General features: G+C 35.8%; 18 protein-coding genes. 10 read left to right on the forward strand and 8 right to left on the reverse strand.

Annotated elements, in window-relative coordinates:
- Positions 1 to 116: 116 nt before the first annotated feature.
- From AC3IS6_RS11580 to AC3IS6_RS11595, 4 genes are all read right to left on the reverse strand, one after another.
- Complete coding sequence (locus tag AC3IS6_RS11580; RefSeq protein WP_489159479.1) at positions 117 to 1622, reverse strand: sodium:solute symporter; 1506 nt, start codon at positions 1620 to 1622, stop codon at positions 117 to 119.
- Positions 1623 to 1867: 245 nt separating this feature from the next.
- The gene (gene murQ / locus AC3IS6_RS11585) at positions 1868 to 2689 is read right to left on the reverse strand and encodes an N-acetylmuramic acid 6-phosphate etherase (RefSeq protein WP_489159481.1); all 822 of its coding nucleotides are present in this window, start codon (positions 2687 to 2689) and stop codon (positions 1868 to 1870) included.
- A gap of 66 nt (positions 2690 to 2755) precedes the next feature.
- The gene (locus AC3IS6_RS11590; protein WP_489159483.1) at positions 2756 to 4033 is read right to left on the reverse strand and encodes a RagB/SusD family nutrient uptake outer membrane protein; all 1278 of its coding nucleotides are present in this window, start codon (positions 4031 to 4033) and stop codon (positions 2756 to 2758) included.
- 15 nt (positions 4034 to 4048) lie between these two features.
- Positions 4049 to 7111: a SusC/RagA family TonB-linked outer membrane protein gene (locus AC3IS6_RS11595; RefSeq protein ID WP_489159485.1), complete on the reverse strand. Its 3063-nt coding sequence runs from the start codon at positions 7109 to 7111 to the stop codon at positions 4049 to 4051.
- Positions 7112 to 7334: 223 nt separating this feature from the next.
- Between AC3IS6_RS11595 and AC3IS6_RS11600 the strand changes: the two genes are divergently transcribed.
- The 4 genes from AC3IS6_RS11600 (at position 7335) to AC3IS6_RS11615 (ending at position 10855) form a co-directional block, all read left to right on the forward strand.
- Positions 7335 to 8084, forward strand: coding sequence for a DeoR/GlpR family DNA-binding transcription regulator (locus AC3IS6_RS11600; protein ID WP_489159487.1), 750 nt, complete (start codon positions 7335 to 7337; stop codon positions 8082 to 8084).
- Between the two features lie 222 nt (positions 8085 to 8306).
- A complete protein-coding gene (locus AC3IS6_RS11605; RefSeq protein ID WP_489159489.1) occupies positions 8307 to 8585 on the forward strand; it encodes a hypothetical protein in 279 nt (92 codons plus the stop codon).
- A gap of 158 nt (positions 8586 to 8743) precedes the next feature.
- Positions 8744 to 9604 carry a hypothetical protein gene (locus AC3IS6_RS11610; protein WP_489159491.1) on the forward strand — a complete coding sequence of 287 codons (861 nt, stop codon included), beginning with the start codon at positions 8744 to 8746 and terminating at the stop codon, positions 9602 to 9604.
- A 3-nt stretch (positions 9605 to 9607) separates the two neighbouring features.
- A complete protein-coding gene (locus tag AC3IS6_RS11615) occupies positions 9608 to 10855 on the forward strand; it encodes an AAA family ATPase (protein WP_489159493.1) in 1248 nt (415 codons plus the stop codon).
- 608 nt (positions 10856 to 11463) lie between these two features.
- Here the strand turns inward: AC3IS6_RS11615 and AC3IS6_RS11620 are convergent.
- The gene (locus tag AC3IS6_RS11620; protein ID WP_489159495.1) at positions 11464 to 11697 is read right to left on the reverse strand and encodes a hypothetical protein; all 234 of its coding nucleotides are present in this window, start codon (positions 11695 to 11697) and stop codon (positions 11464 to 11466) included.
- A 676-nt stretch (positions 11698 to 12373) separates the two neighbouring features.
- Between AC3IS6_RS11620 and AC3IS6_RS11625 the strand changes: the two genes are divergently transcribed.
- Both AC3IS6_RS11625 and AC3IS6_RS11630 read left to right on the forward strand, forming a co-directional pair.
- Positions 12374 to 12811, forward strand: coding sequence for a DUF6896 domain-containing protein (locus AC3IS6_RS11625; protein WP_489159496.1), 438 nt, complete (start codon positions 12374 to 12376; stop codon positions 12809 to 12811).
- A gap of 43 nt (positions 12812 to 12854) precedes the next feature.
- Positions 12855 to 13229, forward strand: a complete 375-nt coding sequence (locus AC3IS6_RS11630) for a hypothetical protein (protein ID WP_489159498.1) — start codon at positions 12855 to 12857, stop codon at positions 13227 to 13229.
- Between the two features lie 303 nt (positions 13230 to 13532).
- Here AC3IS6_RS11630 and AC3IS6_RS11635 read toward each other — a convergent pair whose 3' ends face one another.
- The gene (locus tag AC3IS6_RS11635; protein ID WP_489159499.1) at positions 13533 to 14216 is read right to left on the reverse strand and encodes a hypothetical protein; all 684 of its coding nucleotides are present in this window, start codon (positions 14214 to 14216) and stop codon (positions 13533 to 13535) included.
- 293 nt (positions 14217 to 14509) lie between these two features.
- Between AC3IS6_RS11635 and AC3IS6_RS11640 the strand changes: the two genes are divergently transcribed.
- Together AC3IS6_RS11640 and AC3IS6_RS11645 are read left to right on the forward strand one after the other, a co-directional pair.
- Positions 14510 to 17416, forward strand: coding sequence for an FAD-binding and (Fe-S)-binding domain-containing protein (locus AC3IS6_RS11640; RefSeq protein WP_489159501.1), 2907 nt, complete (start codon positions 14510 to 14512; stop codon positions 17414 to 17416).
- Positions 17417 to 17723: 307 nt separating this feature from the next.
- Positions 17724 to 19658: an amino acid permease gene (locus AC3IS6_RS11645; RefSeq protein ID WP_489159502.1), complete on the forward strand. Its 1935-nt coding sequence runs from the start codon at positions 17724 to 17726 to the stop codon at positions 19656 to 19658.
- Between the two features lie 200 nt (positions 19659 to 19858).
- Here AC3IS6_RS11645 and AC3IS6_RS11650 read toward each other — a convergent pair whose 3' ends face one another.
- Complete coding sequence (locus tag AC3IS6_RS11650; RefSeq protein WP_489159504.1) at positions 19859 to 21103, reverse strand: aminotransferase class I/II-fold pyridoxal phosphate-dependent enzyme; 1245 nt, start codon at positions 21101 to 21103, stop codon at positions 19859 to 19861.
- Between the two features lie 405 nt (positions 21104 to 21508).
- On the opposite strand from AC3IS6_RS11650, the gene AC3IS6_RS11655 reads away from it, so the two are divergent.
- On the forward strand, positions 21509 to 21964 hold the full coding sequence (locus AC3IS6_RS11655; RefSeq protein WP_489159505.1) for an Lrp/AsnC family transcriptional regulator: 456 nt from the start codon (positions 21509 to 21511) through the stop codon (positions 21962 to 21964).
- Between the two features lie 398 nt (positions 21965 to 22362).
- On the forward strand, positions 22363 to 23766 hold the full coding sequence (gene lpdA, locus AC3IS6_RS11660; RefSeq protein WP_489159507.1) for a dihydrolipoyl dehydrogenase: 1404 nt from the start codon (positions 22363 to 22365) through the stop codon (positions 23764 to 23766).
- 52 nt (positions 23767 to 23818) lie between these two features.
- Here lpdA and AC3IS6_RS11665 read toward each other — a convergent pair whose 3' ends face one another.
- Positions 23819 to 24472, reverse strand: coding sequence for a hypothetical protein (locus tag AC3IS6_RS11665; RefSeq protein WP_489159509.1), 654 nt, complete (start codon positions 24470 to 24472; stop codon positions 23819 to 23821).
- Positions 24473 to 24604 lie beyond the last annotated feature (132 nt).

The following is a 24604-nucleotide window of genomic DNA, read 5'->3' on the forward strand; positions in this document are numbered from 1 at the left end:
AAAAAGTTAGCCCGCAGATTTAGCAGATTTTAATTAGAGTTATAATCCCGCGTGTTAAAACATTTTTTTTATTACATCCAACGGGTTAAAATTAGAGTATTTTGGCAGTAATCGGCTTAAAAGTATATTTTTTTGTCGGTTTTTTTACTGGTAAAATAAAGGCCTGTATAAGTAATCAGTGCATTAATAATTATTAATTCGTTGTCAAAAACATAACCCAAAAGAGCTTTGGAATTTTCGCTTAATAAATACGTCAACACAGGAGCGAGAATACAAAACCAAGGTACCAGTTTGTCTTGTACAATTCTGTTTTTCTGAAGTAATCCAAAAGCATATAAACCCAGAAGCGGTCCATAAGTGTAAGAAGCGGCCTTGAAAACCAGTGCAACAACAGAGCTGTCGTTAAAAGAATTCAGAACAATAATCACCAGAAAGAAAAGAAAGGAAAAGGCAAGATGTACCAAATGTCTTCGTTTTACATTTTTGGGATTTGAAATGTTTTCGGTTTTATCCATTCCCAGAAAATCAACACAAAAAGAAGTCGTGAGGGCCGTTAAAGCAGAATCTGTAGTAGCAAAAGTGGCGGCAATAATTCCTAACAGAAATACCAAAGCGGGAATCGTCGACAAATGATTTAGTGCAATCTCCGGAAAAAGCAAGTCGGTTCTGGGTTTGTTGGTTACTAAGTCCAGCGGTACGGCAATATTGTTTTTTGCAGCGTACATGTACAATAAGGCTCCCAAACTTAAAAAAAGAAGACTGATGGTGACAAAAATAACGGTAAAGGTATACATGTTTTTTTGTGCTTCTCCGATATTTTTGCAGCTGATATTTTTTTGCATTAAATCCTGATCGAGTCCAACCATCGCAATCATTATAAACAATCCTCCCAAAAATTGTTTGGCAAAATGGAATTTATTCGTCAGAAAATCATCGAAGAAAAAGGTCTTGGAATAATTACTGTTTCGAATTGCTGAAACCGATTCGAAAACGGTTAGGTCTAAACTGTTTAAAACAAAATATATGGTAATAAAAACAGAGGACACCAGAAAGAATGTCTGAAGGGTATCTGTGATAATAATAGCTTTCAGACCGCTGCGGTAAGTGTATAGAAAAACAAAGGTAAGGCCTAAAAATACGGTGAGCGGAAACGGAATGTGATAGTAGTCAAAAACATAGCGTTGCAGTACAAGCACAACCAAATAAAAACGCAAAGCAGAACCTATGGTGCGGCTTACCAAAAAAATAGAAGCTGCGGATTTGTAGCTGTTTGTTCCCATCCTTTTTTCGATATAACTGTAAATCGAAGTAAGGTTCATTCTGTAATACAGAGGAAGTAATACTTTTGCAATAATGATTAGTCCTACGGCTTGACCCAATATGAACTGAAAGTATTTGAACTGTTCTCCGTTTGGAGACCCAACCTCACCGGGAACTGAAATAAAAGTAAGTCCGGAAAGGGAAGTGCCAATCATACCAAAAGCGACTAAATACCATTTGGAGTTTTTATTGGCTTTGAAAAACGAATCGTTGTCCTGTCCTTTTTTGCTGATGATTTGTGAAATCAGCAGTAATATTCCAAAATATACGATGATAAAAATTAAGATGGTGCTTGAAGACATTTTGGTTTTGGATTAGTGATGAGATTATTTTTTTAACTTGTTAATGTGCTTGACAAAAGGTCCATTAAACGCAATATTGTCATTTCGACGAAGGAGAAATCTTCGCAAGTAACTCCGTAAAGAGATTCCAAGCTTTGTGGAGTTTCTAATGGAGATTTACTCCGTCTGTTCGCTATCGCTCGAGTCTCGTCCCTCGAAAAGACATAAACTTTTCGGGAAATTTATTCACCATAGTAGTAAAGAGTTTATTTCTTAGCGTTATTTTGCGGCAAAACGGCCCTCACACTTTTGTGTTTCTCCAGTAGTTCAGCTGCTAGATCGTGTTCGATATGAAGTTCTTCCATGATCATTTTAATGGCTCTTTTTACTAGTTTTTCGTTAGACAATTGCATGTCAACCATTTTGTTGCCTTTGATTCTTCCCAGTTTGATCATAACCGAGGTTGAGATCATGTTTAAAGTTAGTTTTTGTGCTGTTCCGGCTTTCATGCGGGTACTTCCGGTTAGGAATTCCGGACCTACAACTACTTCAATAGGATAATCGGCAACCTGAGCAATGAGACCGTTGCTAATACAGGAAATACTTCCGGTTTTTATATTGTTTTCTTTGGCTTTTTGGAGTCCGCCCAGTACGTAGGGAGTGTTTCCGGAAGCAGCGATTCCAATTATAAAATCTAAACTCGAGATCTGATGTCGTGATAAATCTTTCCAGGCCTGCTCGGTATCGTCTTCGGCCTTTTCTACGGCTTTTCTAATGGCGGTATCGCCTCCCGCAATAATTCCGATAATCATATCATGGGATACTCCAAAAGTAGGAGGACATTCGGAGGCATCCAGAATACCGATGCGTCCTGAAGTTCCGGCACCAATGTAAAATAAGCGTCCGCCCAATTGCATTTTTTTTACAATGGCTTTGACTAGTTTTTCAATCTTCGGAATTTGTTTTTCAACAATATGAGGTACCTTTTTGTCTTCTGTGTTGATGTTGACGAGCAGTTCTTTGGTGCTCATCTGATCCAGATTCTTATAAAGGGATTCTTGTTCGGTTTCGGGAATTTTGTTTTGCATAACAAATAAGTTGTGGTTGTTTTATAAAAATCGAGGCATAGGGTTATGCCTCGATTTTACCATTTTTTAGATAGCCGGATCAACAGGGGTATTCGTATTGTTGTTTCTTTCAGAATCCGGATAAGGATACCAGTTACGGTTTCTTTCGGCACCGGCTGTTCCTGCTCCCGGGCGGTCAAATCTTCTGCTGTCTTCCAGTTTTAGGCTCGACATGTACATCTCGATACAGCGGTTGCGGTAAATTTCGTTTAAAATAGCAGGTTTGGTTACAGCACCCGTGTATGGCGGAAGATTGGCACCAATGCCATAGGTATCTGCTCCGGTTGTTTTGGTTAAAACCTTATTTAGTTCGATAAGTGCCTGAGGTAAATTGTCTTTTCGGGCATAACCTTCGGCTTTAATCAGCATCATTTCGCCTGGTAAATACAATGGAATTGATTTGGTATTCGAATCAAAAAATCCTGTGGCAACTGTTGGATTTGAACCCGGTTTGATGTAAAAATTCAGTCTTCCGTCAGTATTTGAAGGGGCTAAAGCAGCAGGTAATCCCAAAGTCAGATCAACGGGCTGAAAAACATTGTTGGTTGTGATCGAAATATAAGCAATCGGATTCGCGCTAATCTGATCAAAAGCAAATACTGATTTTACAGACAAATCAACCATACCGGCATAAGCAATCGCATTGTCGTAATCTCCTGCCATCAAATACGTTCTGGCCAATAGCGCATAAACAGTATTTTTGTAATTAATGCTACTTACCAAACCAGGGGCTCCGGTCGCTTTGTCCAGTAGTGGTTCTGTTAGTTTTAAAATTTTGATAGCTTCTGTTAATACATCCGCTCTGGAATCAAAAGTGGAATTTTTGCCTGTTTTTAAGGGTACGCTTTGAAAATATTGTACCAGGGTTGTAAGCGCCATTGCCTTAAAAATAGAGGCATGAACCAGAACACTGGCTTTTTCGGTATCTGAAGTTAATATGTTGACATTATCGATTACTTTTTGTGATTCAGATTTAATCACCAAACACTGTGACCATAGATTGTTTACAACCTGATTTTTGGTCGAAAGTACACCGCCACCTACAGAAAGTTCGCCTTCATCGACATTTCCGGCATTTAACAGTCGCAGTTCTTTTGTAGTGAATCCGTTTCCGGTAATGGTATTGTAAACGGGGCTTGTCCGGTCAACGCTCCAAAGCAGTTGTAGTCCGTTGGCAGCACCAATAATTCCCTCTCGGGTTCCAAAAACTAATTCCTGAGAGGGTTTGGTTGGGTCTAAATAATCTTCATTACAGCTCGTTAAAAGCAATGTAAGAGCAACTATAGGGATGAATATTTTTTTCATGATGTTTTGATTTGATTAAAATTGAACTTTTACCGCCAAGGAGTAAGAACTTGGAATTGGCACCGTTCCAAAATTGTATTTCGCAACCGAAGATTGTCCGCCCGAGTTGGTTTCCGGATCGAAACTGGTAAAATTATCCCAGGAGATCAGGTTTCTTCCACTGGCTGTAACGGTTAAATCGTCAAAGAATTTGTTTAATTTTCCAAAAGAATAATTAAGCGAAACTTCTCTTAATTTCAGATAACTTCCGTCTACCACTCTAAACTCTTCCACATTATAAACCGACCAGATATACCCACGTGGTAATTCGCCGTTAAGTTCCTGAGTAACTATTTTACCTGATCCTACACCTTGTCTGGTTCTGTAATCGGCATCAAAAACATCTACGCCCTGAACACCATCAAATAATACCGAAAGACCAAATTTCTTGTAATTCAGATTCGCTCCGAATGCGATGATGTAATCCGGATTCGGATTACCAATTTGTTTGTTCAAAATGGTTCCTGTTGGCTGTCCTGAAGCATCTCTTTGTGGTGCTCCGGTATTTACATCTCCTTTTTCGGTTTGCGGATATCCGGAAGGTGTCAGCAATAAGCTTCCATCGGAATTTCGGGCAAAGTAAGTTCCGTAGAAAATTCCGATTGGTTTGTCCATCTCCACAAAAACAGGAGCTCCGGCTAAGTTACTATCCAGTTTGAAACGGGTTTGTGGTAATCCAGTTACTTTGTTTCGGTTGCTGCTGTAGTTTACAAAAACATCAAGATTAAGGTTTTCTTTTTTGATTAAAGCGTATTTCAAATTGATTTCGAATCCTTTGTTGTTCATTTGTCCGATATTTTTAATCGTATTGGTAGCTCCTTCAGAAGCAGCCAATTGAACCGGCAATAGCAAATCGTCAATGTCAGCATTGTAATAACTGAACGATAAATTCAGACGGTCTTTGATAAAACCAAAATCACCTCCAATTTCATACGTAACACTTTGTTCCGGTCTCAAATCTAGATTTCCTTGTTTAAATCCTTCAATAGTAAAAGCACTGTTTCCTAAAAGTGTTCCTGTAGAATAATTGGTAAATCGGGCATAAGGTTTAATTGCCGTTAAACTTCCTGATTTTCCCCATGAAGCTCTAAAACGTACTGAACTTACGGCATCGTGAATGCTTTGCATGAAGGGTTCATCTGAAAACACATAACTCACACTCGCTTTTGGATAAAATTGTGAACGGTTGGCGCTCGAAAAAATAGTCGAAGCATCCTGTCTTCCGGCAATCGTTAGGTACAATTTGTCTTTGTAACCAACAGTTTCCTGAAGGTAGTAACCCCATAAGTTATATTTGGACTGGCTAGAACTTGGTGAACCAGGAATCAGCGTATTAAAAGCATTTATGGTTTCGATAAATGGTTTTAAGTTACGACCTTCAACCGCCACAAAATTATCGCGGTAGGTTTGCAGGTTGTAACCTCCGTAAGTAGTAGCTTTCCATTTGTCGTTAATATTCCAAAGGTATCTTAAATTCAAATCGTTGTTGAATTGTACCACTCTGTTGGTCGCTTCAGAAACATAACCGTCATTGTAATAGGCAGGATTCACAACATACGGATATCTCGGAATGAACACATTTCCTCTTTGATTGTAATTGTCTATACCAAAAATCAAATCGGCATTGAAATTTTTAAACGGCGTATAGTTTAATTGTAAATCAGAGATAATACGGTCTGTATTTTGTTTGATTTTGAAAGTTTCGATAATCGAAAGCGGATTCACCCTGTTGGGATCAACCGCCAGCAGATTACCGTTTACATCTCTTTGATTGATGTCGTAGATATTATTGGTAATGTTGATCGCATTAATCGGACTCCAGAAAACATTCCCGTCCGGTTTTTCATTCGAACTTGAGTTGATATAATTTAATCCCACCGTAGCGGATAGTTTCGAATTGAAGTCATGTTTCAATCTTACTTTGGCTCCGGCTCTTTTAAAATCGGTATTTTTTATAATTCCTTCGTTTACTAAATAGCCAAGAGAGGCAAAATATTTGGTTTTTTCGTCTCCACCTTGCAGCGAGAAATAAGTATCGGTTCCAACGCCGGTATTAAAGATATCATCCTGATAGTCGTATCGTTGTACGTTAGTTGTTCTGGTTTCAAGGTTTCGGCCTAAAACCGTAACTGTGGTTGGACTTGCTGGATTTTCCTGAATTGGGAACAGGGCCGGAGAGGTGCTTACAAACTGTTTGTCAGACATGTTCATGTCCAGTTTTTTTCGGATTTGGTTAGACGTCACACTGGTTGAAAAAGTATATCTGGTTTCTCCTGCGACTCCTTTTTTAGTCGTAATCAAGACCACGCCGTTGGCCGCTCTCGATCCGTAAATTGCGGCTGCAGCACCTCCGTTTAACACCTCAACGCTTTGTATGTCGTTTGGGTTAATGTCGGCAGATCTGTTCTGACCAATCTGCATGTTGGAGTTTCCGGTCGTTACGTTTAAGTTGGTTACGTTGGTAGTAGCGTTGTTTAAAACCACACCGTCAATAACATATAAAGGATCTGAAGAACCTAATATCGAGGAAGTTCCTCTCAGTTTGATGCTGAAACCTCCCGCAGGATCACCCGAGTTTTGAGAAACCTGAGCACCAGCAATTTTCCCCTGCAAAGCTGTCGAAAGCCCTCCGGGTTGTGCTTTAACCAAATCTTCTCCTTTTAAACTGGTTACGGCATTTCCAAGCTCTTTACGGGTAGCGCGTACGGTGGAACCCAGTACAACCACTTCGGAAAGGGCATTTGTTTCTTCGGCCATTTTTAGGTTGATGGAAGTTGTGTTTGCTGAAATTTTAATTTTCTTCGAAGCAAATCCTACAAAACTAAAAACGAGCGTTTCGTTTTCTTTTACTGCGATGCTGAATTTTCCGTCTAAATCAGTTGTCGTGCTTTTAGAAGTACCTTCAATCAAAACGGATACTCCTGGAAGAGAAAGTCCGTCGGTAGTACTGGTAATGGTACCGGATACGGTTTTTGACTGCGCAAAAATGGGCTGCGCAAACAAAATAATTCCAAATAGAATAAATAATAGTCTTTTCATTTTTAAAATATTTGTTTGGTTAGAGATTCTAAATATAAGAATTAATTTTAATAAATGCGATTTAATGCAAACTTTTTATGTTTTATGTTATAAAACGCATAATAATGCATTTTTATTTTTTGTTTTTAGTATTTTAGGGCTTGTGTAGGATAATTTGTAAATAATTTAGATTGAATGATGCATAATAACGCATTATAATTTATATTTGTTCAAAAAAGTTAAAATGCTTAAAAAAGAAAGACATCAGTTTATCATGGATAAATTCAAGAGTGTCGAAAAGATAAACACGATCGATCTTGCCGCAGAGCTCAGCATCTCTGAGGATACCATACGCAGAGATTTTAATGAGTTGCACAACAAAGGGCTGATCAATAAGGTATATGGAGCTGCCTTTCCGGTAAAGGAGAAATCCAATAATGTATTTGATATTACCATTATCAATGAAGACAAAAAGATTGTAGTAGGACAAAAGGCCTTGTCGTTTCTTGATGAAGGTCAGGTGATTATCATGACCGGAGGAACTACCAATTTGTCTTTTTGTAAACTTATTCCAATTGATTTTTCGGCTACCATATATACGTACAGTCTTCCTATAGCCATGCAATTGTCGCAGCATCCTAATATCGAACTGATCTTTATTGGCGGAAAACTACAGAAAAAAGCCATGGTAACCGTGGGCATCGATGTGGTTCAGGTTTTGTCTAAAATAAGAGCCGATGTTTGTTTCTTGGGAGTGAGTAGTTTAGATGTCAATCAGGGACTTACCGAAATGGGATATGAAGTTTCAATCATCAAAAAAGAAATGATTAAAGCTTCCGATAAAGTAATTGTGCTCGCGACTTCTGATAAAATTAACGGCAAAATGCCACATCAGGTTTGTGGTCTCGACAAAGTAGATGCGATCGTTACCGAGCTGAATCCTAAGAGTGCTAAGATTAGAAGCTTTGTGGAGGCCGGGGTGAGGGTTGTGTAGGTGAAATTGCGTTTTTATGCGGTTTTTTTTTGCTGCTGTGTGATTCTAATTGCTGCTGGAATTGTGCAGCTTTTTTTGAATAAACAGGTATTTGTACGTGGTTGTTTAGAATGGTTAATTGATATTTTTGAGAAATTCTGATTTTTATTTGAGAAAAAGGTTTTCCGTAAAAAAGATCTAGATCAGTAATTTACATTTGAAAATTAACTTTAAATATTTATTATGGCAAATTTTAAAAAAGCTGATATGCTCTATGAAAATGAGTATACATGGAAACGAGACGGAGGAGATGGTCCTTATATCGGAACAATTGATAGAATTAAATTAGATAGAGATGAAGGGTATGAAGTGCTAGATTTCGCAAATTCATATCTTAATGCAAATGTGTTATTTGCAAACAAGAATGATTTACATAAACTTGAGAAATTAGTAAGACAGAAATTACCTTCTAATGTTGTAATGAAAAATGAAATAATTGATTTTTTGAAAAGAAATTGGTAATAATTATTTAAGACCTAATACAAGATTATATTTTGTATTAGGTTTTAATCTCTGTTCCCGCACGAGCCCCTTAGTATGGTGCGATAAGACTAAAATCTGACAGAATCTGTCTTTTAGCTTATAAAAGTGAAAACTATTATTAATTAATTTTTAAGAATATGATATTTAATATATACTACATTAATTTTCCTAAAGTTTATGAAATAAAAATGATGTTAAACAATGTTTTTTCGTTAGGTAAAGAAATAACGAAAGATAATAGTGTTGAAGGTGATATATCATTAAAAGCAAAATTTGGATTGAATTTCATGGATTTGTTTAAGTTAGGTGATATCGAATCTGGTGGAAATGTTAAAGGTACAAATTCAAAAAAGGTTTTAGAAACTTTTGAAATTAAGACAACTAAATCTGTAATTCTGGATGAGGTTGTAAAAAATAGTAATACAATAGTCTCTTTTGAAAAAATTGAAGAAGGAGAACTTATTAAATTAGATAATGTAAAACTTTCCCTTGAAAATGAAAGTGAGCTAAGAATGGTTAAATTTATGAATGGTGGAGCTTTTAAAGATTTAGTAGCACCAGGAACTAATGGAATGGATCTGAATAATCTTTTCAATTCAATGTTTAAAGACTATGCTTATAAGATTAAAGGTGAGAAAGAAAATCTAGATAATAAGATTCTGTTTAAAATTCCTTTGACATTTGAAAGCGAATTTGAAAGTTCTTATAGTGTAGATGATCTATTTGTTGGAAAAGTTTCCATAGTGGGACTTTATAAAGGAAAAATAAAAGTTGATGATTTAAAGAATTCTTTTGAGTATTTTCAAGAGATAGGTCAACTTCAAAATTCCTTTAATACCAACAAAGATGATGAGGAAATACAAGATAGTCATTATACAACTCAAAACGTTAATAGTACTCCTTTTGATTTTAAAAGTTCAGGAGATGGAAATGACTTTCATTATATTGATTTATTAGCAATCGTTCAAAACGTGAATATTTTATTAAAAAAGAACTAAGAAATGAAGTCAGAGTTGTTGTTTTATGAGAAAGATGATTTTTTTGATTACAAGGAATTGAAATACAGTGAAGGTTGTTCCATTGTTAGTATTTCTAAATTTATAAAAGATAATGAGTTAATTCAAGAACTAAATTCAGAAAAGGAGATTGTTGATCTTTCCGTTCTTTCAGAATATACGAGTCTTCAATTATTACCGGAGCAAGTATTGCCTCTTTTTGCAGATGATACTATTTTTATTGCGGATAAAAAACATAAAAAACTTTTGTCATATGAATTAAGATTTCTTTTTGAAATATTTGCTGATGTAGAAAAAAGCTATTTAAAAAAAGAAGTCAATTTAGATAATGATTTAGGTGAAATAAAACAAAAGAAAAGACATAATAAAATTATTGATTTAGATGACGACGCTATTGCAGCTTTTTTTTCAACTTTTAGAGAAAAGTTATATGGACATCCTAAATTTAAAGATGATTTAGAAGAACAAATAAATACTTTTAGAATTTTTAATAAATTAGGTGAGCATAAAATACTTTCTTTGTTTTTAATGGGAGATTCAGGAGTTGGAAAAACAGAAGTAGCCAGAACTATTTTTAATTGCCTTAATGGTAAAAAGAAATTAGCTAAAATCAATTTTGGGAATTATAGTAATGAATTTTCATTAAGTTCTTTAATCGGATCTGCTCGAGGATATATAGGTAGTGATGATGGTGAAATATTTATGAAAGTTAGAGATACTGATGTTGGTATTCTTTTAATTGATGAATTTGAAAAATCAAACGCTTCTCTATTTAATTATTTTCTGGATGTTTTGGAAAGTGGTAAGATGACAAATTCATTAGGGGATGAAATTGACCTCAATGGTTTCATTATTGTTTTTACTTCGAATATTAGTAAAGAAGATTTTCCTAAAAGAATTTCCCCTGAACTGCGATCTAGATTTGATTATAAATGTATGTTTACCTTACTTAGTAATAAAGATAAAGAGAAATATATTGAATTTAGAGTTGAAAGTTTAGTGAAAAAAGTTAAGCAAGAATTTAGTATTGAGTTTCCAGATAATACTATTGATTATTTTACAAGATTGATAAATGTATCGAAATATGAAAATATGCGTGATATAAACAAACAAATAAAACGAGTATTTTTAAAATATATAGAAGATAATAATTATATTGATGTTGAACATGAAGAAGTTGATTCAGTATCAAAATTTAGTATTGGTCGTAAAATTATCAATTTATTTAAATAGATAAATCCTCTGTTTGCACTATCGTTTGAAATGGTAGATTCAACGAAACGAAATGAACAAAAAGCCTCGATCTTTTAAAATCGAGGTTTTTTGTTCATTCCCGCTGTGCGAAGTCTCCCGACTTCGTACCCGTTCCAATAATCTAGATGTTTTTTGAATTTGTTCGATCATTGTTGTCGCTACGAAGTCGAGAGACTTCGCAGAGCGCGTGTAAGAAAATCTAAAACAACAAAAATTAAAACCTCGATTTTTAAGATCGAGGTTTTAATTTTTGTTGTTAATTTAAAATTAGCAATCTATTCCTCATCCAAATAAGGATTTAAAACTTCGAATAATTCATTGAACCTATAAAAGCTGTTTTCGAGATTGCTTACTTCGTTTTTTCGTTCTTTGTATCTTTTGAGGATTTAAGTAATCCAATATATGTTAATATTTCGATTATTAGTTCTATCATGAAGTTTAGATTTTAATATAATGGATTAAATGTATTGCTATAATTTGATTTTAAAAAGTAATTCTGCAAAACAGATTCATAATATAGATTTAAAAATAACAAAACCTCGCTCCTAAAAAGACCGAGGTTTCATTGTTAATTTTAAAAATAGTTATTACTCCTCATCCAAATAAGGATTTAAAACTTCGGCTAATTCATTGAGCCAATAAAAGCTGTTTTCGAGATTGTTAACTTCATTTTTAAGCGTTTCATGCTCTCTTAAAACTCCTAAGGCAAGGATGTAATTGACTTGCCTTATGGCTTTCGCCATTTCTTTTGGGTCAATACTGTTGTTGAAGAAATTGGTTAGCCTGATTTCGGCTTCTTGTGAAAGATTTTTGGTACTCATAACTCTGTAATTTTAGGAAATATAAAACCCACATGGCTAAGGTGTCCTACACTTACAGAAGTGTTACGGTTGTTTCCAATACCGCCACCATACCACATGGGCAAAAGTTTTTTAGATGTCATGATTCTGTAAATTAGGAAAGGCAAATATAGTAAAAGCCTAAGTAATCAATAGGAGTTTTGCAGCTAATTAAGAAAGTAATTGATTTAAGATAGAAAACATAGTTTACAGGGCGTAGAAATAAGTTTTGAATTAATTCCAAGTATTATAGAAAATAGGTTAAATTCGAATTTTAGATAATATTTGTAACGATTAAATAAAAACATGAAAAGCACATTCGCATATTTATTCCATTTTTTATATTGGGTTTGGTTTATATATTTTCTTTTTTATACAATTCAGGAAATTATTACTTTGAAACAAGTTGTGGTTGGTGAAGGTTCTCTTTTTATGCTTATTTCTACTTTTGGTTTATTTTTCGCGGGACTTTTTCTGTATTTATTTACCATTACTTTTGAGATTCCAAGCGTTATCAATAAACATTTAAGATCTTATTCTCTAGTTTTCTGTGTGGTTTTAATTACGTTGTTTCTTTTTGCTTTTAAAGGAAATAGCTCTTTACGTTTACAATATTAAGGTTGCATAAATAATTCAAATTAGGAATTTGCTATAAATTATGATCGAAAAAATAGTAGCAGACTATATCAGTTTTATAAGAACATTTGAAACTTTATTAAAAAAGAAATATAAACAGGATATAAATCCATGTTCGTTTTCGAACACTTTTTTTGAAAGAAAAGGAACTATCGATGGAATTGAATATTGGTTTCACGGAAGTGGCTGTACAGCCAAAAAAGAAGGTGTTATTTATGACTATGATATTTCGATAAATGAAATTAAGTTTTCACAATGGAAATTTTCGGAGTTTGTTAGAACGCATCCGGAGTATCAAAAATTAAATTATAGTCCAGAATATATCGAATATGAATTGTATCAACTTATAAATAAAGGAATATTAGATTGGGTGATTGTTGAGAATACAGAAAAACCTCCTTTTGGATGTGTTTTTATGAGTTATAGAGTAATTCAAGAACCGTCTTTTCTTATCGATTAATTTTTTCAATAGAAATCTTGTCATACATAAATTTGAGTAAAAAATGAGTAGATTTAAAAACATAGATTCAAAACTGGTTGATTTAGCAAGTAAGCTTAATGGGAGGTTGGCTAAAGATCGACCTGATTATCCGGAAGTATTAGGAACATTTGAAGAACGAAGAATTGATTGGATAGAAAATGATATAATGAAAGCAATTATAATTCAACCAAATTTTGAAGAAAATGGAGTAAATTCAAATATTTGGAATTTTGTAAATGTTGCTATTTACGACGATGGCTTCTCAATTGCAAGACCAAAATGGATTGAAATATTAGTAGATCAAAAAGACTTTATTTTTATCGCTGAGAACATTGATGAATTGCTTTTAAAGTCTCAAGAAAATTTATCTAATATTTCAATGAAGGATTTGGTATAAATTAACGGTATTGTTTCGAAAATATTCAAGAACCGTCTTTTCCTATCAATTAATGTTTTCTTGTAACACCAAAAGCCCTAGCCCTGATGGGAGGGAAAATCCTTTTGTGTCCGCCGCGGCGGACACAAAAGATTGGAAGGACAGCAGGATTAGCTTCTGGAAATTCCAATAAAAAAATCCCAAATCCCAAAAGACACAATCAAAGAAAAAAACTTAGAACCTTAGCTTCTTAGAGTCTCAGAACCTCAAAAAATTTCATTAGCCTTCGACTCCGCTCAGGGTGACAATTGGGGTGAAAGAGATTTATTTCTTTTGGAATTTGTATTCTCGTTTTTTGCTTTTTGGGTTGAGGTCGACAAATTCGTATTCTTCAAAATCTTCAAAATTAGTTTTAAAGAAATCGGCTGCTTTTTCGTGCGACCAGGATTTAGGATAATAAAAACCATCGAATTCAGTATTATGAAGAAGAAGTTCAAAATCATGTTTAAATTCGTTGGCTCCGGAATAGGTTAAAGCAATTTTTCCAGTCCATTCAATATCATATTTGTTTTGAGCTGTGGGAGTAATTTTTATTCTATGATTGGCGCAGGTATCGTGTCCTAATAAATAAATTCCGAATGCTATTTCGTCATAATCAAAATCATCATCAAGGGGAAAAGTGTCTGCCAATAAATCATCTTTTATAAAATCATTGAAAACAGTTTTTTGTGAAGTTTTATTGATTTTAATTCCATAATCTCCCCAATGTGTTGAAGACATTGTACATTGATGAAAATTGCCCCAGACTCCTTTGGAATGCCAGTCACCTTTATATTCTTCATCGTCGTCTTCGGATCGATCTTCGGTATAATAAGCATCTGTTTTTAAATGAAAATCAAACCAAATCGATTCATCTTCTTCGATTCTTCCGTTCCATTTAAATTGTTCTAAAGTGTGACCATTTGGATATGGATTTCCTAAAAAATAGATTCTGTTTGGCTGGTTCATATATTGGAAATTTGTAACTCAAATGTAATTTTCAATTTTTGAAATTCCAAATTGCAAAATGGTTGTATTGAAATATTGGTTTTATAGGCCTTAGACTAAGCTCAGGGTAACAATTGGGGCGAAATTCCAATAAAAAAAATCCAAATTCCAATTCAAAAAGACACAATCAAAGAAAAAACTTAGAACCTTAGCTTCTTAGAGCCTTAGAATCTCAAAAAAAGAGCATCAGAACCTTTAAAAAAAACTATTTTTGTAATTCACTGAATCCGTTTTAGTCCATAAATTAAGTTATAATGTCAATAATTAAGGAGTTACAACACTTATCAGAATCTTTAGAAGGAACACTTTTATACGACGATCTTCATAAAACACTTTATTCAACCGATGCTTCGGTATATCGGATCCGGCCAAAAGCAGTCGCAGTACCCAAAACAATCGAAGACATTAGTAAATTAATTCGGTTTGCGGGACAACATCATATTTCGGTTACACCAAGAACAGCTGGAACTTCTCTTGCCGGACAAACGGTTGGCGATGGAATTGTGGTCGATGTTTCGAAGAATTTCACCAAGATTCTGGATTTTGACCCGATTAAAAAAACGGTTACGGTGCAACCCGGTGTCATTCGCGATGAACTGAATTTATTCCTGAAACCTCACGGCGTATTTTTCGGACCCAATACTTCGACTTCCAATCGATGTATGATTGGCGGAATGGTGGGGAACAATTCGTCCGGAACCACTTCGATTCGTTATGGAGTAACGCGTGACAAAATTGTCGAAATCAAAGCCATTTTGAGCGATGGTTCAGCGACGGTTTTTAAAGAGCTAACTTCGGCTGAATTTATCGAAAAAACCAAAGGGGATACCTTAGAAAATAAAATTTACAAAAGCATTTACGACGAACTTTCGGTAAAAGCAACGCAGGACGAAATTATAAAAGAGTTTCCGAAGCCGGAAATTCACAGAAGGAATACAGGTTATGCCGTGGATATTCTGCTAAAATCAGATTTGTTTGGGGGGACAGAACCCACCATCAATCTGGGAAAGTTGCTTTGCGGAAGTGAAGGAACCCTGGCTTTTACGACCGAAATTACATTAAAAGTAGACGATTTGCCACCCGCCAATAATATTATGGTGGTGGCGCATTATCATAGTATTCAGGAATCGCTGGAGTCTGTTGTGGTAGCGATGAAACATCATTTGTACACCGCTGAAATGATCGACGATACGATTTTGGATTGTACTAAAACGAATCGCGAGCAATCTAAAAACAGGTTCTTTTTAGTGGGGGAACCCAAAGCGATTATGCTGTTTGAAGTAGCTTCGCACGATGCCGCTGATGCGGAAAGTCAGGCCAACGCTTTAGTAGCCGATTTAGAGAAAAACAATTTCGGCTACGCGCTTGTTAAAATTTATGGTGCCGATATCGAAAAAGTAAACGAGCTTCGTAAAGCCGGTCTCGGACTTTTAGGAAGTATTGTAGGAGACAATAAAGCGGCCGATTCCATCGAAGATACTGCTGTTGAATTGAGTGATCTACCGGCTTATATTGCTGAGTTTTCGGCGATGATGCTGCGACACGGACAAGAGGCAATTTATTATGCACATGCTGGAGCGGGTGAGCTACACTTGCGTCCAGTGCTGAATTTGAAGAAAACATCCGACTTAAAACTCTTTAGAACCATTGCGACAGATGTAGCAATTTTGGTTAAAAAATACAGAGGATCTCTGAGTGGAGAACATGGCGACGGAATCGTGCGCGGTGAGTTTATTCCGTACATGATTGGCGAAACGAATTATGAATTGCTGAAACGAATCAAGTTAGCGTTTGATCCGAACTCGGCTTTGAATATCGGTAAGATTGTGAATGCCTTAAAAATGGACGAGAATCATCGTGTTGTTTCGGGCAGAGTTGAACCGGATATTAAAACGTTTCAGGATTTCTCGGATAGTTTAGGGATTTTGCGTGCTGCCGAAAAATGCAACGGTTCCGGTGATTGCAGAAAATTGCCGTCGGCAGGAGGAGCGATGTGTCCGAGTTATCGAGCCACCAAAAACGAAAAAGAAACCACGCGCGCGAGGGCGAATGCCTTACGCGAATATTTGACCTATTCAGAGAAAGAAAATAAATTCGACCAGAAAGAGCTTTACGAAGTTTTTGAATTGTGTGTGAGCTGTAAAGCCTGTGCCAGTGAGTGTCCGAGTAATGTAGACGTAGCCACGCTGAAAGCAGAATTTTTATACCAATATCAAAAAGCGAACGGCTTTTCGACCCGAAACAAAATTTTTGCACACAACGCCAAACTGAATAAGATGGGAAGCTTGTTTCCGTCGATTACGAATTTTATTTCCAATCAGTCCCTTGTGAAAAAAAGCATGGGAATTGCGCCGGAAAGACAGGTTCCGCTATTGGCGAAAAAGACATTTAGAAAATGGTACGAAAAGCATAAACCGCAGCAAAAGAATTTCCCCAACGGACAAGTGTATTTGTTTAATGATGAGTTCACGAATTACTACGATGTCAATATCGGAATCGACGCTTTTGAATTACTGACGAAATTAGGTTACGAAGTTTTAATCGTCGATCATGAAGAAAGCGGAAGAACCTATTTGTCGAAAGGATTTCTGGAAGAAGCGAAGAAAATTGCAGATATCAATGTGGCTGTTTTTAAGGATTTAGTTTCAGAAAAAGCACCTTTAATTGGAATTGAACCTTCGGCGATTTTAACGTTTAGGGACGAATATTTACGTCTGGCAACCGATAAGGAAGCGGCCGGAAAAGTAGCGCAGCATGCTTTTACGATAGAAGAATTCTTTAAAAAAGAAAGTATCGAAGGTAAGATTACGGCTGATTCTTTTTCAGGAGAAAAGAAAGAAATTAAGATTCACGGACATTGCCATCAGAAATCACTGAGTTCGGTTGAAGCGACTTTTGCCATGCTGAATTTACCAGTGAACAATACGGTTACGATTTACAATTCGGGCTGTTGCGGAATGGCAGGGTCCTTTGGCTATGAAAAAGAGCATTATCAGGTGAGCATGCAAATGGGAGAAGATACGTTGTTTCCAAAAGTAAGAGCGACCGCTCAGGATGTAAAAATCGCTGCAGCAGGAACCAGTTGCCGTCACCAAATTTATGACGGAACGAACAGGGAAGCACAGCATCCGGTAAGTATTTTAAGAAATTGCCTGAAGTAAAGTGTGTTAGCTGCGAATTTCACGAATTAGCACGAATTTTTTCGTTTCACGCAGATTTTGCTGATCAAAGCAGATTAGAATAAATAAAATTTGCGCGTATCTGCTTAGATCTTTTTAAAATCTGCGTGAAAAAAAAACCAGTGTGACTCTGTGTAATCCGCAACAATCCGTGGGCAAAATAATTCATCACAAAAAGCAGTGCAAAACAAAATCGTTTTATATATTTGAAATCAGGATAATTTTTGCATTATTTGCAAAATAAAACCACAAAGACCGAATTAAATTAATTTTAAAAGCAAAATCATATATGGCATTATCAGGTTTATTCCGAAAAAAAACGGTACAAGATATTCTGAAGCAAGTTGCAAAGAACGATGCAGACGGTCATAATGCATTAGGAAAACACTTAACTGCCAGGGATTTAACCGCCTTCGGAATCGCTGCTATTGTTGGTGCCGGAATTTTTAGTACGATCGGAAAAGCCAGTGCAGACGGTGGACCAGCTGTTATATTTTTGTTTTTATTTACAGCAGTGGCTTGTAGTTTTGCTGCTTTTGCTTATGCTGAATTTGCCTCAATGGTACCCGTTTCAGGAAGTGCATATACGTATTCGTATGTGGCATTTGGTGAAATTATAGCCTGGGTTATTGGTTGGGCGCTAATCATGGAATATTCGGTTGGAAATATAACCGTTGCGATATCGTGGAGTGATTATTTTACCGGACTGCTCGCCAGCGGAGGCATACACCTCCCGCAATGGGTTCAAATGGATTATTTAACCGCCTCAAACGGATTTAATAACGCAACTGCTCTGATGCACAGCGGAAAAGCTTTTGATAACTTAGAGCCAGCCTTGCAATCGGCTTATACGGCCTGGACGACTTCACCGGTTTTATTTGGCTCTTTTCATTTTGTAGCCGATCTTCCAGCTTTATTAATCATCATTTTAATTACAGCATTGATTTACCGTGGAATGAAAGAATCCCGTAATGCAAGTAATATTATGGTGGTGGTGAAGCTTTGTATTGTACTTTTGGTAATTGCAGTAGGTATATTTTATGTAGATACAGCCAACTGGGATCCGTTTGCACCAAATGGAGTAAGTGGTGTACTAAAAGGTGTTTCGGCAGTATTCTTTGCTTACATTGGTTTTGATGCTATTTCTACCACAGCTGAGGAATGTAAAAATCCACAAAGAGATTTACCACGCGGAATGATGTGGGCGATTATTATTTGTACGATTTTGTACATTGCCATTGCCTTGGTTCTTACCGGAATGGTACGTTATAATGAATTAAATGTAGGGGATCCGTTAGCATTTGTATTCGAAAAATTAGACTTAAAATGGATGTCCGGAATTATTGCAGTAAGTGCGGTAGTGGCAATGGCCAGCGTTTTATTGGTATTTCAAATGGGACAACCTCGTATCTGGATGAGTATGAGTCGTGACGGATTATTGCCAAAACGTTTCTCACGTGTACATCCAAAATTCAAAACACCTTCTTATGCCACGGTTGTAACCGGTTTTGTGGTTGCTGTTCCGGCCTTATTCTTAAATCTTACCATGGTAACAGATTTATGTAGTATTGGAACTTTGTTTGCGTTTGTATTGGTTTGTGCCGGAGTTTTGGTATTGCAAAACAAACCTGAGATTCCAAGAGGAAAGTTTAAAACACCATATATCAATTCCAAATACATAATGCCGGTTTTATTGACCATCGGATTAGTTTTTGCCTTCGGATATAATAAAAAAGCCACTATGAGCTTTATTACAAACGAGACTCAAATTAATAGCCCGGCAGATATTATTACATCATTGGATAAAAGTGAGTCCGAAAAAGTTTTCAATTATCTAAAAAGTATTGATGTACAAAATAAAACTTCAGAAACAGCCGATTTAGAGCATTTACTAAGCCAATATCAGTCGGATGATGCGAAGTATGCTGAGGTTGTAAAAGGTTTACCAATTAGTGATTCCTTAAAATTCGAAAGCGGATTCAGCTTGTTCAAGCATAAAATTCCAATGTGGATCTTCTTACTTGTTCTGGTTGGCTTGACAGTTTGGGCTTTCAAACAAAATTTATCATTGATTCCGCTTTTAGGGTTAATCTGTTGTTTGTATATGATGGCTGAATTAAGTGTATGGAACTGGATTTATTTCACAGTTTGGTTACTTATTGGTCTTTGTATTTACTTTGGCTTCAGTCGTAAAAACAGTAAACTGAATGTAGAAACCTTATAACTTAAGAATATAAAAGAGATAAGCCGTTCTGAGAAGTGATTTTCAGAACGGCTTTTTATTTTGCCAGAGATTAAAGAAATTTTTGTTTCACGCACATTTAAAAAGATCTAAGCAGATCGGCACAAATCTATTTATAATCTAAAAAGATAATCTGCTATAATCTGCGTGGAAAAAAGATTAAGCTTATTACAGAAGAAAACTTAGCGAATCTCTGTGAAAACTTCTTTTCGAATCTCGGTGGAATGCAAGATCCCAAGTTCAATCATACAAGCCTTCATCATTTCGTAAGTGCGTTCAATATCATTATCAAGACCAATAGAGAAACGAATTAAGCCGTCTGTTAAACCCATTTCGGCTTGTTCTTCTAGCGGAATTTCGCTCGAAGTCGAAGTTCCAGGTGCACTGAATAGTGTTTTGTAAAAACCTAAACTTACTGCCAGATAACCCAAATTTCTGGCCTGCATTAATTCCATCAGTTCATTGGCTTTTGCCAAAGTCCCAACGTCAATTGTCATCATACCTCCAAAACCATATTCCGGATTAATCATTGTTTTGTACAATTCGTGACTTGGGTGGCTTTTTAAGCCTGGGTAAACCGTTTTTAAGCCGTCTTTTTCAAATTTATCGGCCAGAACGTGTGCATTATGACTATGTTGCTTGACGCGAATATGAAGCGTGCGCAAGTTCTTCATCACCGAAGCCGATCGCAAACTGTCCATTGTAGGGCCTAGTAGCATACTTGCTCCGGAGTTTACATTTTTCAGCGAATTGATAAACTCTTTCGAAGCACAGGTTACGCCACCAACAGTATCGCTACTTCCATTAATGTATTTGGTTAAACTATGAATTACAATATCGGCCCCTAGTTTTGCCGGAGAAACCGATAGTGGCGAAAACGTATTATCGACCACTAATTTCAGGTTGTATTTTTTAGCAATTTGGGCAAGACCTGCAATATCGGCTACTTCTAACAATGGATTACTTACGGTTTCACAATACAAAACTTTTGTTTTCAGGGTAATAGCAGCTTCGACCACCTCCAGTTTGGTAATGTCAACAAAGGAGGTTTCAATTCCAAAACGGGGAGCGAAATTCTTTAAAAAAGCATAGGTTCCGCCATAAATTGTTCTACTTGAAACAATATGATCGCCAGCACCGCAAAGTTGCAACAGGGTAGGTGTAATGGCTCCCATTCCTGAAGCCGATACATTTGCAGTTTCTGTTCCTTCCATAGCTGCCATAGCCTGATCCAGATACAAATTACTAGGCGATGAATGACGCGAATACAAATAACAGCCTTCCATGTTCCCTTCAAAAGTATCAAACATAGTTTTGGCCGAAAGAAAAGTATAAGTAGAAGAATCGGAAATCGATGGATTCACCCCTCCAAATTCCCCAAAGTATTGTAAATCCTGAATTTTGTCTGCTGGATTAAAGTTTTTCATTTTTTTAATAGTTTATAGTTAGTGGTTAATGGTTTATAGTTTGTGGTTTGTTGAAATTGTTATTGAAATTCCCATTGACATTAACATTGAAATTGACATTCTCAGAAGCTAATTCCTGCTGTCCGTTTCAATCTTTTGCGTCCGCCGCGGCGGACACAAAAGGATTTCCACTTCCATCAAGGCTAGGGCTTTCGTTGTTAAAAGAAAATCTACTCAAAATAAGGCTTAATTAGAAAATTAATCAATTATAAAACATATAATTAGATTTTAAAACTATAAAAATGTGTTTGTTGTGATTTTTAATCTAAATTTGATTGATAAAAGATAATTTAATAGATTTTCTTTCACTTTAACCATCAATAACAAACCACTAACAACAAACCAAATACACTAATCCTCAACGAAATGACTTTAGATGCTACCGATAAAAAACTGCTGGTTTTATTACAGACCGATAGTAAAAAAACAACCAAAGAATTGTCTTTAAAACTCAATTTGTCCGTTACAGCAGTTTACGAACGTATTAAAAAATTAGAGCGTGAGGGAATCATCAAAAACTATGTAGCATTGGTTGATAAAACAAAAATCGAAAAAGGATTTGTGGTTTTCTGTCATCTAAAACTCATTCAGCATACCAAAGAATTTCTCACTAAATTCGAAAGCGAAGTCATCAAACTCAATGAAGTTTTAGAGTGTCACCACGTAAGCGGTGATTACGACTATATCTTGAAAGTCTTGGTGAAAGACATGGAAGCATACAGAGAATTTCTGGTCACTAAACTCACAAATTTGCAGCACATTGGAAGTACCCAAAGTATGTTCATGATTAGCGAGGTCAAGAATTCAACGGTGATTTTTTAAAGGTTCAAAGGGACAAAGGTTTTCCTCAGAAATGTGCAGCAGTGCGTCTAAAACTTGATGGATATCTAAGATTCTAGTTTCTTTTTTGAATTGCCTCCAGTTTCAGCAGGAAGTTTGTAATATTAATAATTCAAAAAAACTTTGCGCCTTTGCGCCTTCGCGAGCAAAAAAAGTCTGCGTGATTTTCAAAATCAGCTTTCATTACTTAAAAAACTTTGCGCCTTTGCGCTTTTGCGAGCAAAAAAAATCAAACGAAACTTGTCAAATCTTTGCGCACCCGACAGTCAAATCTTAAGCAAAACATTAAGTAAAATTTCACACAAAAAACATTGAGATTTAAACTTTAAACAAAACTTTATTCCTTAATTTTGTATCGCTAAAAATAAAATAGACAAACTATGAGTTCATTTGACGTAGTCATTATAGGTTCAGGTCCTGGCGGATATGTATCAGCAATTCGTTGCGCACAATTAGGTTTTAAAACTGCAATTGTAGAAAAGTATAACTCTTTGGGCGGAACTTGCCTTAACGTAGGTTGTATTCCTTCAAAAGCATTATTATCGTCTTCTCATCATTATGCAGAAATTGCGCATTTTGCAGATCACGGAATCGAGGTTTCTGGAGATGTAAAAATCAATTTAGAGAAAATGATCGCGCGCAAACAAGCCGTTGTAGATCAAACCGTAGGTGGAATCAACTACTTAATGGATAAAAATAAAATTACTGTTTTTAATGGTTTAGGTTCCTTCGTAGATGCAACTCACATTGCTGTAGCTAAAGCTGACGGAACTTCTGAAACTATTGAAGCAAAATATACTGTAATCGCTACAGGATCAAAACCATCTTCTTTGCCTTTTATTAAAATTGACAAAGAAAGAATCATCACTTCTACTGAAGCTTTGGCTTTAAAAGAAGTTCCAAAACACCTTGTAATTATTGGTGGTGGAGTAATCGGAATCGAGCTTGGACAAGTTTACCTTCGTTTAGGAGCTCAGGTTTCTGTAGTTGAATTCATGGACAGAATCATTCCTGGAATGGATAGCGCTTTGTCTAAAGAATTGACTAAAGTATTGAAAAAACAAGGAATGAAATTCTATGTTTCTCACAAAGTAAAATCAGTAGAAAGAAATGGAGATGCTGTTGTCGTTCAGGCTGAAAATGCAAAAGGAGAAACCATCACTTTAGAAGGGGATTATTCATTAGTTTCTGTAGGTCGTCGTCCGTATACAGACGGACTGAATGCTGACAAAGCAGGAGTTAAAATCTCTGACAGAGGACAGGTAGAAGTAAACGATCATTTACAAACTAATGTTCCAAACATCTACGCTATTGGTGACGTTGTTCGTGGAGCAATGTTGGCACACAAAGCTGAAGAAGAAGGAACTATGGTTGCTGAAATTTTAGCGGGTCAAAAACCACATATCGATTATAACTTAATTCCTGGTGTTGTGTACACCTGGCCGGAAGTTGCTGCTGTAGGTCAAACTGAAGAGCAGGTAAAAGCTTCGGGAACAGAATACAAAGTAGGAAGCTTCCCTTTCAAAGCATTAGGACGTGCAAGAGCGAGTGGAGATCTTGACGGTTTTGTGAAAATTATTGCTGATGCTAAGACTGACGAGGTTTTAGGTGTTCACATGATTGGAGCTCGTACTGCAGATTTAATTGCTGAGGCAGTTACTGCAATGGAATTTAAAGCTTCTGCTGAAGATATCTCAAGAATGAGCCACGCACACCCAACTTTTGCTGAAGCAATAAAAGAAGCGGCTTTGGCAGCTACAGACAACAGAGCATTACACGTATAAGCTACGTGAAATTATATTTTAAAGCCCGTCAGAAGTAGTTCTGACGGGCTTTTTATTGCTTAATTACGGTAAAAGTATAATAGGTTTCTTTATTTTTTAAATACACACCGTAAGTTCTATTCTCTTCTTTGTATAAATGGTACAAATATTTGTCGCCTTTGATACTTAAATTTTTTCGTGCCAGATTGTTACTTTCAATAAATTCCAGTTCAAATTCACAATTACTTTTCTTTCTGAAATGCAATTTTGAAAAGGTATTGTCGGCAAATTTTTCTATCCATAGATTATCGCTTAAAGTTACTTCTACTTTAGCACCTCCATGTTCCAAATAATAATATTTTGAAGATTGGTTAAAACGATTGCATTCTTCTTTAGATATTTCATCGAGAGGCTTTTCATCCTGCATTGACCAGCTGCTTTGTGCAGATTCATTCGGAAAAAGCGCAACAAATTCGTTGCAATTTTTATGTAATCTGTAAAATACCTGTTCAAATATTCTTCTTTTTACAGTGCTGTCTTTAAATTTTGTCAGATAAGGAGTTATATGAGTCTTATTGATTGTATTAATTCTGATTTCATTGTCCAGCACTTTGTTTTGAACTAATGATTTACAGATTTCAATGGTTAGAGAATCTACAGATTTTATAGATTGTGATCTCGAAAAATTAATACACAGTAATAAAATGATCAAATGGTATTTTTTCATGTGAAAGGCTAATTTTAATCAAATATAGTTGTTTAGTAAAAGTATTTATAGAATTGATTTTTATTCTTTTAAAATTTGCCTTCAAAAAAGAAAAAGTTTAGGAAAAATTTTGTAAATTAGAGGTAGAATTCT

This window comes from Flavobacterium sp. KH_035 (genome assembly GCF_057839565.1).

Coding starts and splice junctions, on each gene's coding strand:
- AC3IS6_RS11580 (WP_489159479.1), bottom strand. CDS start 1,622: ATGTCTTCAAGCACCATCTTAATTTTTATCATCGTATATTTTGGAATA.
- murQ (WP_489159481.1), bottom strand. CDS start 2,689: ATGCAAAACAAAATTCCCGAAACCGAACAAGAATCCCTTTATAAGAAT.
- AC3IS6_RS11590 (WP_489159483.1), bottom strand. CDS start 4,033: ATGAAAAAAATATTCATCCCTATAGTTGCTCTTACATTGCTTTTAACG.
- AC3IS6_RS11595 (WP_489159485.1), bottom strand. CDS start 7,111: ATGAAAAGACTATTATTTATTCTATTTGGAATTATTTTGTTTGCGCAG.
- AC3IS6_RS11600 (WP_489159487.1), top strand. CDS start 7,335: ATGCTTAAAAAAGAAAGACATCAGTTTATCATGGATAAATTCAAGAGT.
- AC3IS6_RS11605 (WP_489159489.1), top strand. CDS start 8,307: ATGGCAAATTTTAAAAAAGCTGATATGCTCTATGAAAATGAGTATACA.
- AC3IS6_RS11610 (WP_489159491.1), top strand. CDS start 8,744: ATGATATTTAATATATACTACATTAATTTTCCTAAAGTTTATGAAATA.
- AC3IS6_RS11615 (WP_489159493.1), top strand. CDS start 9,608: ATGAAGTCAGAGTTGTTGTTTTATGAGAAAGATGATTTTTTTGATTAC.
- AC3IS6_RS11620 (WP_489159495.1), bottom strand. CDS start 11,697: ATGAGTACCAAAAATCTTTCACAAGAAGCCGAAATCAGGCTAACCAAT.
- AC3IS6_RS11625 (WP_489159496.1), top strand. CDS start 12,374: ATGATCGAAAAAATAGTAGCAGACTATATCAGTTTTATAAGAACATTT.
- AC3IS6_RS11630 (WP_489159498.1), top strand. CDS start 12,855: ATGAGTAGATTTAAAAACATAGATTCAAAACTGGTTGATTTAGCAAGT.
- AC3IS6_RS11635 (WP_489159499.1), bottom strand. CDS start 14,216: ATGAACCAGCCAAACAGAATCTATTTTTTAGGAAATCCATATCCAAAT.
- AC3IS6_RS11640 (WP_489159501.1), top strand. CDS start 14,510: ATGTCAATAATTAAGGAGTTACAACACTTATCAGAATCTTTAGAAGGA.
- AC3IS6_RS11645 (WP_489159502.1), top strand. CDS start 17,724: ATGGCATTATCAGGTTTATTCCGAAAAAAAACGGTACAAGATATTCTG.
- AC3IS6_RS11650 (WP_489159504.1), bottom strand. CDS start 21,103: ATGAAAAACTTTAATCCAGCAGACAAAATTCAGGATTTACAATACTTT.
- AC3IS6_RS11655 (WP_489159505.1), top strand. CDS start 21,509: ATGACTTTAGATGCTACCGATAAAAAACTGCTGGTTTTATTACAGACC.
- lpdA (WP_489159507.1), top strand. CDS start 22,363: ATGAGTTCATTTGACGTAGTCATTATAGGTTCAGGTCCTGGCGGATAT.
- AC3IS6_RS11665 (WP_489159509.1), bottom strand. CDS start 24,472: ATGAAAAAATACCATTTGATCATTTTATTACTGTGTATTAATTTTTCG.